The organism is Nocardia sp. NPDC127606, assembly GCF_042671725.1.
GTDB lineage: Bacteria > Actinomycetota > Actinomycetes > Mycobacteriales > Mycobacteriaceae > Nocardia.
The window spans coordinates 19,483-32,273 of the sequence record NZ_JBHXWQ010000006.1; the positions used below are offsets into that span (position 1 = coordinate 19,483).

A 12,791-nucleotide genomic window follows, 5' to 3' on the forward strand; every position below is an offset into this window, starting at 1 on the left:
GACCTGCGTCGTTGCTTCCAACCTACGCGGAGCGACGAGCCCGTCGAGGTGCGCTGGGTCACCCGGCAGGTTCGACGCGGTATCGCCTCGCTCAGGCCGGATCGGCGGTCGCCTCGCTGGTCCCGTCGACCAGCAGGGTGAGGCGGCGTTCCCGCAGTTCGGGGCGTAGTCGTCCACCGCGGTCGAGGGTGGCCAGGCCGTGCAGGGATGCCCAGGCCACTTCGGTGCGGGCGCCCAGATCGTCGCCCTCGGCGTAAGGGGAGAACATCGCTTCCAGGCCGGCGAAGGCATCGCGTAGTGGCTGTGGAGCGTCGAGGCCGAAGTTGAGGTCGGTCTTCTGCTGGAAGATGGCGTCGTAGCGGGCCGGGTTGGCGGTGGCGAAGTCGAGGTAGGCGCGGGCGACGTTGGCGATCACCTCGGAATGGGTGGTCGCCGCCTCGCGGGCCTGCTTCAGTTGCTCGGCGAGTTCGACACAGCCTTGCAGGGCGACGGCGCCGACGATGGCCGCCTTGTTCGCGAAGTGGCTGTAGAGCACGGGCTGGCTGTATTCGATCCGGTCGGCCAGTTTGCGGATGGTGACCGCGTCCCAGCCTTCCGCTTCGGCCATCTCGCGCGCGGTGTCGATGATCCGCTGATGCCGTTCGGCGCGTTCGCGTTCCTTGCGCTGTTGGGTGCTCATGCTCGAAATTCTAGCAGCGCTAGACAAGATAGCGAGGCTCTGGTTATAGTTCTCTCAACACCTAGCGCCGCTAGATTTCAGAGCAAGCAACAAGATTCAGGAGCACCTCATGACCACCTCGCGCATCGCCACCGCCCTCTCCCTGCTCGGCGGGATCTTCATCATCTACGTCGGCATCAACTACCTCTTCGCCCCGGAGATGACGGCCGCGGGCTTCGGCCTCCCCGCCGTACCCGAAGGCGACGCGGTGGCCTTCCTGAACCTCAAGGGCGTCCGCGATGTGGTGAGCGGCCTGGTGATCCTCGGCCTGCTGGCCACCAAGCAGCGCTTCGCGCTCGGCGTCGCCATGCTGGCCACCTCGCTCACACCGTTCGGCGACATGGCCACCGTCCTGAGCTGGCACGGCTCCACCGCCACCGCGTTCGGCGTCCACGGCTTCACCGCCGTCCTCGTCGCGCTCGCCGGCGTGCTGCTGATCCGCGAACGCCGGGTGAGCACCACCGAACGCCCGCTCGTCGCGGCATAACCCATCAGCGATGAATTCCGCCCGGCCGCACCGTCTGCACCGATAACGAACAACCGTCGAGGAGGAACCACCATGGCGAACGCGCCGCACGGACCCGCGTCCTACTTCCCCACCATCGAGACCAAGTACGGGCGCACCGTCGACGAGTGGTTCGCCCTGCTCGACGCGGCCGAGCCGACCGGGCACACAGCCCTGGTCACCTGGCTGAAGTCCGAACACGGCCTCGGCCACGGTCACGCCACCGCCCTGGTGCAGTTCCACCTCAACCCCGGCAAATGGTCCAGAATTTAGCCGGTCCAGGATCTGAACGATCCGACGCCGTCGAAAGGCCCCGCGATCTCGTCGCGGGGCCTTTCGACTGTCTCACTGCGCGTCGACCACCTGCGCCGGAACAGGTTTCGTGATGTCGACGGGATGCTCGTCGACGTGGTCGTCGACCATCGTCTCCTCGTCGAACGGCAGCTCACGATCGAGCACGCGCCGGGTCCGGTCGACATCGACGGTCTTGGTCCAGGTCCCGATGAGCAGGGTGGCCACCGCGTTGCCCGAGAAGTTGGTCAGCGCACGGGCTTCCGACATGAAGCGGTCGATACCGACGATCAGGCCGACGCCGTCGAGCAGGTCGGGTCGATGACTCTGCAGGCCACCGGCGAGGGTGGCCAGACCGGCGCCGGTGACGCCCGCGGCACCCTTGGACGCGATGATCATGAACAGCAGCAGGCCGAACTGCTCACCGAGCGCGAGCGGCTTGCCCATGGCGTCGGCGATGAAGATCGAGGCCATTGTCAGGTAGATGGCGGTGCCGTCGAGGTTGAACGAATACCCGGTCGGGACGACAACACCCACCGTGGTGCGCTCCACTCCCGCGTGTTCCATCTTCGCGATCAGTCGCGGCAGCGCCGACTCCGACGACGACGTCGCCACGATCAGCAGATACTCACGCGACAGGTAGCGGCACAGCTTCAGGATCGAGACGCCCGAGACCATCCGCAGGATCACGCCGAGCACACCGAACACGAACACCAGGCACGTCAGATAGAACGCGATCATCAGCGTCCCCAGCTGCACCACCGCCGACCAGCCGGTGCGTCCGACCACGTTGGCGATCGCGCCGAACGCGCCGATCGGCGCCAGCCACAGGATCATCGACAGGATCCGGAACACCAGCTTCTGGCCCAGCGAGACCGCGCGCAGGATCGGTGCGCCCGCCTCGCCCATCGCCTGCACCGCGAACCCGACCAGCAGCGCGACGAACAGTGCCTGCAGCACGCTGCCCGCGGTGAGCGAGGACACGAGCGTGGTCGGCACGATGTTCTGGATGAAGTCCCACGTGCCGCCCGCGCTGTGCGCCTGATCGGCGTATTTCGCGCCCGCTCCGGTGGCGCCGACGTTCAGGCCCTCGCCCGGATCGATGAGATTGCCGACGACGAGCCCGATGCCGAGCGCGACCGTCGACATCGCGAGGAAATAGCCGATGGCCAGGCCACCCACCTTGCCGACGGTCGCGGCCGCGCGCACCGAACCGATGCCGAGGACAATCGTGCAGAAGATGACAGGTGCGATCATCATCTTGATCAGGTTCACGAACACGGTGCCGAGCGGCGCGAGTGACTGACCGAATTCCGGGGCCACCCGGCCGACAACGACGCCGGCCACGACGGCGATGATCACCGCGATGTACAGCCAGTGGGTATGGTCGCGTTTCCGCGCTGCGGTGGTATCACTCATGCCGACGAGCATGAGCAACTATTGTGACGGCCGTCACTTTGGTCCATAAGGTTCATATCTGTGCATAACGTTCGAGAAATTCAGGTCGGAGGCAAGAGGTGCGACGAGGACGACTGTCGCTCGCGGGGCAGGCCTTCGTATGGCAGCTGGTGGTGCTGGCGCTGCTGATCGCCATCGGCACGATCCTGGCCGTGCTCGATGCCAGGCGCGACCACGATCTGGCCGCGGAAATGCAGGTCAGGGACGTCTCGGTCACGGTGGCGCGGTCGCCGTCGACCCTGGCCGCGGTGAACTCGCCCTACCCGAGCGGATTGCTGCAACCGACCACCGAGCGGATCAGGGCGGCCACCGGCATGGACTTCATCGTCGTGATGGCCCCCGACCGCACCCGCTACACCCACACCAACCCCGACCTGATCGGCAAGCCGTTCGTCGGCAGCATCGACGGCGCCCTGGCGGGCCAGACCCTCACCGAGACCTTCACCGGCACCCTCGGTCCCTCGATCCGCGCGGTCACCCCGGTCTACGACAACGGCCGGGTGGTCGCGCTGGTCTCGGCGGGTGTCACCCGAGCCAAGATCAGCACCCAGGTCGCCTCCCAGCTGCCGCTGATCCTCGGCGTCGCCGCGATGGGTCTCGCGCTGGCCGCGCTGTCGTCGTTCCTGATCAGCCGCAGGCTGCGCCGCCAGACCCACGGTCTGGCCCCCGACGAACTCCGCGCGCTCTACGAGCACCACGACGCGGTGCTGCACTCCGTCCACGAGGGACTGGTGGTGTTCGGTGACCAATCCGAGGCCGCGGAGGTGGTCAACGATCAGGCGCGCACCCTGCTCGACCTGCCCGACGGTCCGGTCCTGCGCACCGACCTACCGGTCTCGCTGCAACAGATGAGCGGGGGCGTGGTGCGCGACGAGACGCACGTGACCATCGACCGCATCCTGCTGGTCAACCAGGATCTGGTGAGCTGGGAGGGCCGCGAGATCGGCACCGTGCTCACCATCCGCGATCAGACCGAACTGCGCGCGGTGCTCGGCGAGCTCGACTCGGTGCGAGGCTTCGCCGAATCGCTGCGCGCTCAGGCGCACGAGGCGGCCAACCGGCTGCACACCGTGGTGACCATGGTCGAGCTCGGCCGCCCCGACGAAGCGGTGGCCTTCGCGACCGCGGAGCTACAGCTCTCGCAGGTGCTGATCGACCGTTTGCTGGCCGCCGTCGGCGACGCGGCGCTGGCCGCGCTGCTGCTCGGCAAGGTCGACCAGGCCGCCGAGCGTGGCGTGAGCCTGGCGATCAGCGAGGACACCGCGCTGGACTCCACCGATCCGCTGTCGGCGCACGAGACCGTCACCCTGGCGGGCAACCTGATCGACAACGCGATCGACGCGGCGGCGGGCACCGTCGACAAGCGCGTCGAGGTGTCGGTGTGTCATCGTGACGGCGCACTGTGGGTCCAGGTGTCCGACAGCGGACCCGGCATGTCGGCCCAGATGTTCTCGCGTGCCGCCGAACGCGGCTACACCACCAAATCCGACCACGCGGGCCTCGGCCTCGCTCTGGTGCACCGCCTCGTCGATCGACATCGCGGCACCATCACCACCACGGCCGCACCACACAGCGCGGTCATCGTTCGCATTCCGCTGAGGGAGACACCATGATCCGCGTCCTGATCGTCGAGGACGAGCCGTTGATCGCCCAGGCACATCGGGCCTATCTCGAACGGCTCGACGGTTTCGTCACCGGAGGGGTCGTCCACACCGGACGCGACGCGCTGCGGGTGGCGGCCGAGGCGATCGCCGACGGCAATCCGTTCCATCTGGTGCTGATGGACATCGGGCTGCCCGACATCAGCGGCCTCGATGTGGCCGCCGCGCTCAACGGACTCCAGCCGCGCCCCGACGTCATCGCGATCACCTCGGCGCGCGAGCTGAACATGGTGCGCAGCGCGGTGGCGCACGGTGTGGTGCTGTATCTGCTCAAGCCGTTCACCTTCGCCGCGTTCCGCGAGAAGCTGGAACGCTACCGCGATTTCAACACCGCGCTGCCCGCGGGCGAGGCGGCGCTGTCGCAGTACGACATCGACCGCGCGCTCGGTGCGCTGCGCACCGCCGACCAGAAGGCCGGTGCGCCGAAAGGCGTTGTCCAGCACACCCTCGAGGAGGTGTCACGCGCGGTGCGCGCGACCGAATCCGGCATCACGGCCACCGATGCCGCTGCGGCCGTCGGTGTTTCGCGGATCACGGCGTGGCGGTATCTCGAGAAGCTCGCCGACGACGGACTGGCCGAGCGTCGCGCCGACTACGGCCGTGCCGGTCGGCCGAAGACCCGCTACCGCTGGCGTGCGAGCACCTAGGCACGCACGAGGGCTCGTCCAGCGCGGGCGGGCCCGAAAGTCCGGCCGAAGGAGGACCGGTGAGCACCGGACTCAGGCCGGACGGGACGCACCCGCCAGGTCATCGGGGGCCGAGGTGCGCGCGACCGGACCCAAGTCGACCGGCATGTGCTCGAAACCGTGCAGCGTGAACAGGTTTCGGCGGACCGGCTCGCCGCGCAAGCGCAGATTCGGGTAGCGGGTGTAGAGCGCGCGTAGTGCGTGGACCGCTTCCATCCTGGCCAGGCTCGCACCGAGGCAGGAGTGCACGCCGCTACTGAATGCCAGGTGCTCCTTGGCATTGCGGCGATCGATGTCGAAGCGGTGCGGGTCGGGGAAGACCGCCGGGTCGCGGTTGGCTCCGGCCAGCGACAGGATCACCGTGCTGTTCGCCCGCACTCGCACACCATCGATGTCGACATCCTCGAGTGTTTGGCGTGCGGTGGTCTGGACGGGTGGATCGAACCGCAGCGTCTCCTCCACCACATCGGGCCAGCGTTCGGGATCGTCCTGGGCGAGGGCGAGCTGGTCGGGATGGGCAGACAGCGCGGCGACCGCGTTGCCGATCAGGTTGACCGTCGTCTCGAAACCGGCGCCCATCAGCAGACTCGCGCCCGCCTGCAGCTCCCGCAAACTCAGATCGCCCGAGCTGACCAGAGTGGACAGGATGTCCTCGCCCGGTGCGCGACGCAACGTGGCGATGTGGTCGGCCAGATAGTCGTCCATGGTCTCGATCGCGGCCATCGCCGCCCGATACGTCCGCCATGATGTGCCGAGGTCGAGCAACGGCGTCACTTTGTCGCCCCATTGCAGAAACATCTCGCGGTCGGCGGGCGGGAAGCCGAGCATGTCGGCGATGATCGCGATCGGCACCCTGGCCGCGAAATCGGTGATCAGGTCGACCGAGCCGTCCGCGGGCATCGACTCGAGCAGTTCGGCGGTGACCACCTCCACGCGCTCGCGCAGCCGGGCGATAGCGCGCGGGGTGAACGCCGACGCCACTGGTTTGCGCATCCGGGTGTGCTCCGGCGGGTCGAGGACCAGCATCGACGGCGGCTCGACCGGATTCGGCGGCACCGTGACCACCTCGGCGAGCTTGCGCCACGCGGCGGGCAGCTCCGCGTTGAGGGCAGGGCGCACGCCGAATTTGGGATCGCGCAGAATCGCTCGCACCTGCGCGTGATCGAACGTGGCGTAGGACACCGACGTCTTGATCAATCCGCCGCGACCGCGCAGTTCATCGATCAGCGGATACGGATCGTGCAGGCCCCGCTGACCGCTGAGCAATGTCGAGAACGGATCGCCGCGACGCACCTGCCAGCGCAGGATGGCACGCGGCGCCCCGTGTTCGGCCGACCATCGAACCCAGTATTTCGCAATCATCGCCACCCCTGCCGCTCTGCCGAAGTCTTGCTTCCACAGTACGGACGGGGTGTGACACGCGACACGTCCCCGAGGCGGACCCGAACCTATACCTGGGTAGGAGTCAGCGCCGGACGGTCACCTTCTCGGTGACGACCCGATGTTCGACACCGGCGGGATCGGGATTGACGACCTGCACCAGCGAGGCCCCGGCGAACAACACCGCGACGAAGCCGTCGACCAGCTCCTCCACCGTCTCCCACGGCGTACTCGACAGCACCCGGTCGCCGGCGGAAAAACCTTGCAGCGCAGCGGATTTCCGGGCCATCGTCAGCACTTCCGGCACCGGGAGCCCGTCGAGCGCAGCCCGGAAACCACCGGGCAGGAACTGATCACCGTGCACCCGCACCGCGGTCGCGAAGTCGGTGACTCCGACCGGCAGGTCGCGCACCGGGGTCCCCATGGCGTCCAGCGACAGCACCGCCACCTCGTCGACACCGTCGGCATCGTCGAGCCGGTCGGGCGTGACCAGCGCGAGGTCGGCGTCGGGATCGGGGGTGAGCACCACTTCGGTTCCCGCCCACCAGCAGCCGAGCAGCACCGCGGCGGTCTGCCAGTGCGCGGGCAACAGCACCGCGACCCGCGCACCGGGGGTGAGCGCGAATTCGTCGCGGATCAGGTTCGCGGTCTTGGCGGCCCAGTTGGCCAGCGTCAGCCCGGACAGTTCGATCCGCGCGCCGGTGGCGTCGTCGTACCAGGTGACGCGCGGTCCGGCGGGATCACGTTCGAGAATGGGGTCGAGGATGGCGTCGGTCAGGGTCGAATTCGGCTCACGCATGGGTCAATTCACACATTTCGGTCCGTTCTGGCCTGCGTCGATCGGCGGGGCGGGCGGTATCGGTGTCGCGGTCGCCGAGGAAGTCGCGTCGAGATCGAACATGCCTGCCGCGGCCGAGCCGGGACCAGAATAGTCGCTCGCCAACACCACGCTCACTGTATCCGCCGACACTGTCTCGTCGGCGACCACCGTCAAGCCACCCAGCGCCTCCGCGACCGCCGCCGCCTTCGGGTCGTCGGCGTCGGCAACCAGCACGCGGCTCGAGCTCACGCTGCCGCCGGTGTAGTTGCCGACCGTGCCTTCCCGGAATCCCTTGCCCGTCAGGGCCGTGGACACCTTGCCCGCGAGCCCGGTGGCGCCGCCCGCGTTGAGCACGTTCACGGTCACGGTCGAGGTATCGATCTTCGGAGCGGTGCCTTCTTCCTTCTTCTCCTCCCCCACCAGACCGGCGACGAACCGCTGCACCGTCTTCGGGTCGACCTTCACCACCGACTCCCCGGCCGAGGTCATGCTGTTGAGGTCGGAGACGGGAATGGTCTCGAATTCCACCTTGCCGCCGGACAGATCCTTGAGCTGCTGCAGGAAGGCCAGCACGTCCCAGTCGTCGTCGAGCACGACGGTGCGCCCGACCGCCTCGCTGATCTCGCTGAGCTTGCCCGGATTGGCCAGAGTCTTGGCGTTGAGCAGCTGGCCGACCAATTGCGCCATGAACACCTGCTGACGCACGATCCGGTCGATGTCGCCGCGTTCGAGATCGTGGCGCTGGCGCACGAAGCTCAATGCCTCCTGACCGTCGAGACGCTGACGCCCGGCCGGGAAGTCCGCGCCCGACATCGGTTCGTCCACCGCCTGATTCAGGCACACCTCGACACCGCCGACCGAGTCGGTGAGCAGCACGAAGCCGAGCAGGCTCACCTCGGCGTAATGATCGACGGTGATGCCGGTCAGGGTAGCCACCGATTTGATCAGCGCCTGCCGGCCCGCCTTGGTCGACTCGCGTTCGGCCTCGGCCTCGGACTTGCCGTCGGCGAGTAGTTCGGCGCGTTCGGTCTCCTTGGTCGAGCCGTACGCGGAGTTGATCTTGGCCTTGCCCTGGCCGCCGATATCGACGTAGGAGTCGCGCGGGATGGAGATCGCGGTGGCCGAGCGGCCGTCGTTGGGCACGCGGATCAGCACGATGGTGTCGGTGTTGGTGCCCACCTCGTCACCGGCGTGCAGCATCGCGCGTTCGGCGGTGGTGAGCGGGTTGCCGTGCGCGTCGGTGCGGCTGTCGACGCCGACGAGCAGGATGTCGACCGCGCCGTCGCGCTCACCGCCGAGGCCGAGGCCGCCGATCCGGTCGATGTTGGCGATCAGGTTGTCGACACTGCGCCAGGCGAATCCGGTGAGCGCCAGCACCAGCACGGCCGAAATCGCCACCATCAGTTTGGCCGGACCGAAGGTGCCCGCAGGCGCGCTGACCGGTCTTGTCGACTCTCGCACTCGTGCATCCTCTCGACGAACTCCGCGCCCGGTCCGCTCTTCCCCCCCGGCAAACTCCGCCTTGTCGTTAACCCGGGCTCGTCCGAGGACACCGGCCATCACAGGCTAACCAACAGTTACCACACTCGGGCCCAACCGCACGTGCCCCGGCGTGCCAGACTGGCCGCGTGAACGTCGATTTCCCCGCCCCCGCTCACCTGATCGTAACCGGCGCACGTGGTCTGCTGGGTCGACAGATCCTGCGCCTGGCACCCGAGGCGCGTGGCTTCGGGCGGGCCGAACTCGACATCACCGACCGCGCTGCCGTCGACGCCGTTCTCACCCCGGGCGCCGTGCTGATCAACTGCGCGGCCTACACCGCGGTCGACGCCGCCGAAACCGACGTCGATGCCGCCTTCGCCGCGAACGCGACCGGACCGGGCGTACTGGCCGCCGCCTGCGCCGCGGCGGGCGCGCGCCTGATCCACGTGTCCACCGATTACGTCTTCCCCGGGACCGCGCGCACTCCGTATGAACCCGGTGACCCCACCGGACCGGACACCGTCTACGGACGATCCAAGCTCGCCGGTGAGCAGGCGGTGCTCGCGCTGGGCGCCCAGGTCGTGCGCACCGCCTGGGTCTATTCCGGTGTCGAGGGGGATTTCGTCGCGACGATGCGCAGGCTGGAAGCCGAACGCGACACCGTCACCGTGGTGAACGACCAGCTCGGCTCCCCCACCAGCGCCGCCGATCTCGCCGCAGGCCTGCTCGAATTGAGCACCCGCCCCGACGCCCCCCGTGTGCTGCACGCCACCAATTCCGGCACCGCCACCTGGTTCGACCTCGCCGCGGCGGTCTTCACCGACCTGGGCGCCGACCCGACGCGGGTACGGCCGTGCGCGTCCAGCGAATTCCCCAGACCCGCACCGCGCCCGGCGTATTCGGTGCTGTCCCCCGCGGCCTGGAACGCGGCGGGCCTCACCCCGCTTCGCCCCTGGCGTATCGCACTCACCGACACACTGCGCCGATTGTCCGACTAGGCTCCGCAGTCGTGAACGCAGCAGACGCAGCCGATTCTCCAGCCACCGCCGGCCTTGCCGTGGTCACGGTGACCTATTCACCGGGTGAGCACCTCGAGCACTTCATCACCACCCTGGCCGACGCGACCACCGAGAAGCCGCAGGTGATCCTGGCCGACAACGGCTCGACCGACGGCGTCCCCGAACTCGTCGCCGAGGCCAACTCGCACGTGACGCTGCTGCACACCGGCGGCAATATCGGCTACGGCGGCGCCATCAACCGCGCCGTCGCCGAGATCGATCCGTCGATCGAATTCGTGATCCTGGCCAACCCGGACATCCGCTGGGGCGTCGACTCCATCGACACGATGCTCGAGGCGGCGAAGCGCTGGCCGCGCGCGGGCGCTTTCGGGCCGATGGTCCGTGAGCCCGACGGCAGTATCTACCCGTCCGCGCGCCGCGTCCCCGGCCTCGCCGACGGCGCCGGGCACGCGATCCTGGGCTCGGTCTGGCCGAAGAACCCCTGGTCGATGCGCTACCGCCAGGAGAACGAGCAGATCTCCGAGCGGGTGGTCGGCTGGCTGTCCGGCTCCTGCCTGCTGGTACGCCGGGCCGCCTTCGACACCATCGACGGTTTCGACTCGCGCTACTTCATGTACATGGAGGACGTGGACTTCGGTGACCGCATGGGCAAGGCCGGCTGGCACAATGTATTCGTCCCGGACGCCGAGGTGACCCACGCCAAGGGGCACGCCGCGGGCAAGCATCCCGAATTGATGCTGCCCGCCCACCACGCCAGCGCCTACCGCTTCCAGGCGGACCGGCATCCGCACTGGTGGCAGGCACCGTTGCGGGGCGCGCTGCGGGCCGGACTTGCGGTTCGCTCCCGGATTGCGGTTCGATCGGCGCTGCGTGAGAAAGCGCGAACCGGCGCCTGAGTAGGCGCCGGTCCACTGTGAACAGGGGAAACTCGATGGCAGGCAATGCAGGCACCGACGCGGTCATCCTCGTCGGCGGACAGGGCACGCGGCTGCGTCCGCTCACCCTCTCGGCGCCCAAGCCCATGCTGCCGACGGCCGGGCTGCCGTTCCTGACCCACCTGCTGGCCAGGATCGCCGAGGCCGGGATCACCCACGTGGTGCTCGGCACCTCCTTCAAGGCCGAGGTCTTCGAAGAGCACTTCGGTGACGGCTCCGAACTGGGCCTCGACCTGGAGTACGTGACCGAGACCGAGCCGCTGGGCACCGGTGGCGGTATCCGCAATGTGCTGCCCAAGCTGCGCGCGGACAACGTGATGGTGTTCAACGGCGACGTCCTCGGCGGCACCGACCTGGGCGCGATCCTCGACACCCACGAGTCGACCAACGCCGACGTCACCCTGCACCTGGTCCGCGTCAGCGATCCGCGCGCCTTCGGTTGCGTGCCGACCGACGACGACGGCCGCGTCACCGCGTTCCTGGAGAAGACCCAGGATCCGCCGACCGACCAGATCAACGCGGGTTGCTACGTGTTCCGCCGCGAGTACATCGAGAAGATCCCGACGGGTCGCCCGGTCTCGGTGGAACGCGAGGTCTTCCCCGCGCTCCTGGCCGAGGGCGCCCGCGTCCAGGGTCACGTCGACGCTTCCTACTGGCGCGACATGGGCACCCCGGAGGACTTCGTGCGCGGCTCCGCGGACCTGGTCCGCGGCATCGCTCCCTCCCCCGCCCTGCCCGGCCAGCGTGGCGAGTCCCTCGTCCACCCCGGCGCGGGTGTGGCGCCGGGCGCGCTGCTCATCGGCGGGACCGTGGTCGGGCGCGGCGCGGAAATCGGCGCCGGTGCGCGACTGGACGGCGCGGTGATCTTCGACGGTGCGGTGGTCGAGGCCGGCGCGACCGTCGAACGCTCGATCATCGGCTTCGGCGCGCGCATCGGCCCCCGCGCGCTGGTCCGCGACGGTGTGATCGGCGACGGCGCCAACGTCGGCGCCCGCTGCGAGCTCCTGCGTGGCGCCCGCGTGTGGCCCGGCGTGGTCATCCCCGACGGCGGCATCCGCTTCTCCACCGACGTCTGATCCTCATGACGCCGGGTCACCGCCGATTCCTCGGCCGGCGACCCGGCGTCGTGCTGTTCACGCGAGCCCATACGCCTCACGGAAGACATTGCGCTCCCTGGCCCGGCGACCCGGATGCTCGCGTCGCTCGGCCGGATGACCGACCGCCATCAGCAGCGCGACCGCGAGATCGTCACGATCGCCGATCCCGATCGTCTTCTTCACCTTCGCTTCGTCCCAGCCGTTCATCGGTGCGGTGGCCAGCCCCAACTCGGTGGCCGCCAACATCACGTAGGTCGCCGCGATCATGGCGTCCTTGACCGCGTATTCGCGCAGTAGCCCCCGCCGCGCGAGATCGTCCTGGAACTCGTGCGACGCCGAGGCGAACATCTCGATGAACTCCTCGGACCACGCGCCGTTGCCGCGGGCCTGGTCGTAGACGTCGGTGTGGTCCTCGCGCCACGACTCCGGTTCGGCGACGAACACCAGCATCAGTGGCGCCTCCCGTGATTGGGGCTGGCCACCGGTCGCCCAGGCCAGACCCGCCCGGCCCGCCTCGCTCGTGACGGCGACGATGGCGCGATCCTGCAAGTTCCAGCTGGTGGGCGCCTCGATGGCGAGATCGAGCAGCGCCTCGAGATCGGTCGCCGAGACCGGATCCGGGCGGTAGTGGCGGACAGTGCGTCGGGTGCGGATCGCTTCGGCGACCGACAGAATTCTTGATGTCATGCACCAACTATCAGAGAGTCACTCTCTATTGGGAAGTAGGCACTAAATAGTG

13 protein-coding genes are annotated in these 12,791 nt (G+C 68.5%); 7 read left to right on the top strand and 6 right to left on the bottom strand.

The genetic code is table 11. The features are described from left to right. Window positions 1-91: 91 nt before the first annotated feature. Entirely contained in the window at window positions 92-679 is a 588-nt protein-coding gene (locus ACFVJ5_RS24630) for a TetR/AcrR family transcriptional regulator (RefSeq protein WP_378632549.1), read from the bottom strand. A 109-nt stretch (window positions 680-788) separates the two neighbouring features. On the opposite strand from ACFVJ5_RS24630, the gene ACFVJ5_RS24635 reads away from it, so the two are divergent. Together ACFVJ5_RS24635 and ACFVJ5_RS24640 are read left to right on the top strand one after the other, a co-directional pair. Continuing rightward, complete coding sequence (locus ACFVJ5_RS24635; RefSeq protein ID WP_379223444.1) at window positions 789-1,205, top strand: DUF4267 domain-containing protein; 417 nt, start codon at window positions 789-791, stop codon at window positions 1,203-1,205. A 72-nt stretch (window positions 1,206-1,277) separates the two neighbouring features. Next, window positions 1,278-1,496, top strand: coding sequence for a DUF4287 domain-containing protein (locus ACFVJ5_RS24640; RefSeq protein ID WP_378993511.1), 219 nt, complete (start codon window positions 1,278-1,280; stop codon window positions 1,494-1,496). Between the two features lie 72 nt (window positions 1,497-1,568). Here the strand turns inward: ACFVJ5_RS24640 and ACFVJ5_RS24645 are convergent, their stop codons facing one another. Beyond that, the gene (locus ACFVJ5_RS24645) at window positions 1,569-2,933 is read right to left on the bottom strand and encodes a cation:dicarboxylate symporter family transporter (RefSeq protein WP_379223445.1); all 1,365 of its coding nucleotides are present in this window, start codon (window positions 2,931-2,933) and stop codon (window positions 1,569-1,571) included. Window positions 2,934-3,031: 98 nt separating this feature from the next. Between ACFVJ5_RS24645 and ACFVJ5_RS24650 the strand changes: the two genes are divergently transcribed. Both ACFVJ5_RS24650 and ACFVJ5_RS24655 read left to right on the top strand, forming a co-directional pair. Beyond that, complete coding sequence (locus ACFVJ5_RS24650; RefSeq protein ID WP_379223447.1) at window positions 3,032-4,585, top strand: ATP-binding protein; 1,554 nt, start codon at window positions 3,032-3,034, stop codon at window positions 4,583-4,585. Next, the gene (locus ACFVJ5_RS24655) at window positions 4,582-5,280 is read left to right on the top strand and encodes a response regulator (protein ID WP_358064823.1); all 699 of its coding nucleotides are present in this window, start codon (window positions 4,582-4,584) and stop codon (window positions 5,278-5,280) included. The genes ACFVJ5_RS24650 and ACFVJ5_RS24655 overlap by 4 nt, the downstream gene beginning before the upstream one ends. A 72-nt stretch (window positions 5,281-5,352) precedes the next feature. Here the strand turns inward: ACFVJ5_RS24655 and ACFVJ5_RS24660 are convergent, their stop codons facing one another. From ACFVJ5_RS24660 to ACFVJ5_RS24670, 3 genes are all read right to left on the bottom strand, one after another. Beyond that, window positions 5,353-6,681 (bottom strand): cytochrome P450, encoded by a 1,329-nt coding sequence (locus ACFVJ5_RS24660; RefSeq protein ID WP_379223449.1) that lies wholly within the window; start codon window positions 6,679-6,681, stop codon window positions 5,353-5,355. Between the two features lie 103 nt (window positions 6,682-6,784). Beyond that, on the bottom strand, window positions 6,785-7,498 hold the full coding sequence (locus ACFVJ5_RS24665; RefSeq protein WP_379223451.1) for a TIGR03089 family protein: 714 nt from the start codon (window positions 7,496-7,498) through the stop codon (window positions 6,785-6,787). A gap of 3 nt (window positions 7,499-7,501) precedes the next feature. Further along, window positions 7,502-8,920, bottom strand: coding sequence for an LCP family protein (locus tag ACFVJ5_RS24670; protein WP_379223948.1), 1,419 nt, complete (start codon window positions 8,918-8,920; stop codon window positions 7,502-7,504). Between the two features lie 227 nt (window positions 8,921-9,147). On the opposite strand from ACFVJ5_RS24670, the gene rfbD reads away from it, so the two are divergent. The 3 genes from rfbD to ACFVJ5_RS24685 are packed head-to-tail and all read left to right on the top strand — an operon-like array spanning window position 9,148 to window position 12,031. Continuing rightward, window positions 9,148-9,999, top strand: coding sequence for a dTDP-4-dehydrorhamnose reductase (gene rfbD / locus ACFVJ5_RS24675; RefSeq protein WP_379223453.1), 852 nt, complete (start codon window positions 9,148-9,150; stop codon window positions 9,997-9,999). 11 nt (window positions 10,000-10,010) lie between these two features. Beyond that, window positions 10,011-10,916, top strand: a complete 906-nt coding sequence (locus ACFVJ5_RS24680; protein WP_379223454.1) for a glycosyltransferase family 2 protein — start codon at window positions 10,011-10,013, stop codon at window positions 10,914-10,916. 35 nt (window positions 10,917-10,951) lie between these two features. Next, window positions 10,952-12,031 carry a sugar phosphate nucleotidyltransferase gene (locus ACFVJ5_RS24685; protein WP_101466021.1) on the top strand — a complete coding sequence of 360 codons (1,080 nt, stop codon included), beginning with the start codon at window positions 10,952-10,954 and terminating at the stop codon, window positions 12,029-12,031. Window positions 12,032-12,088: 57 nt separating this feature from the next. Here the strand turns inward: ACFVJ5_RS24685 and ACFVJ5_RS24690 are convergent, their stop codons facing one another. Further along, window positions 12,089-12,739: a nitroreductase family protein gene (locus ACFVJ5_RS24690; protein ID WP_379223456.1), complete on the bottom strand. Its 651-nt coding sequence runs from the start codon at window positions 12,737-12,739 to the stop codon at window positions 12,089-12,091. Between the last annotated feature and the right edge of the window lie 52 nt (window positions 12,740-12,791).

Coding starts and splice junctions, on each gene's coding strand:
- ACFVJ5_RS24685 (WP_101466021.1), top strand. CDS start 10,952: ATGGCAGGCAATGCAGGCACCGACGCGGTCATCCTCGTCGGCGGACAG.
- ACFVJ5_RS24630 (WP_378632549.1), bottom strand. CDS start 679: ATGAGCACCCAACAGCGCAAGGAACGCGAACGCGCCGAACGGCATCAG.
- ACFVJ5_RS24665 (WP_379223451.1), bottom strand. CDS start 7,498: ATGCGTGAGCCGAATTCGACCCTGACCGACGCCATCCTCGACCCCATT.
- ACFVJ5_RS24660 (WP_379223449.1), bottom strand. CDS start 6,681: ATGATTGCGAAATACTGGGTTCGATGGTCGGCCGAACACGGGGCGCCG.
- ACFVJ5_RS24640 (WP_378993511.1), top strand. CDS start 1,278: ATGGCGAACGCGCCGCACGGACCCGCGTCCTACTTCCCCACCATCGAG.
- ACFVJ5_RS24635 (WP_379223444.1), top strand. CDS start 789: ATGACCACCTCGCGCATCGCCACCGCCCTCTCCCTGCTCGGCGGGATC.
- ACFVJ5_RS24655 (WP_358064823.1), top strand. CDS start 4,582: ATGATCCGCGTCCTGATCGTCGAGGACGAGCCGTTGATCGCCCAGGCA.
- ACFVJ5_RS24670 (WP_379223948.1), bottom strand. CDS start 8,920: ATGGTGGCGATTTCGGCCGTGCTGGTGCTGGCGCTCACCGGATTCGCC.
- ACFVJ5_RS24645 (WP_379223445.1), bottom strand. CDS start 2,933: ATGAGTGATACCACCGCAGCGCGGAAACGCGACCATACCCACTGGCTG.
- ACFVJ5_RS24690 (WP_379223456.1), bottom strand. CDS start 12,739: ATGACATCAAGAATTCTGTCGGTCGCCGAAGCGATCCGCACCCGACGC.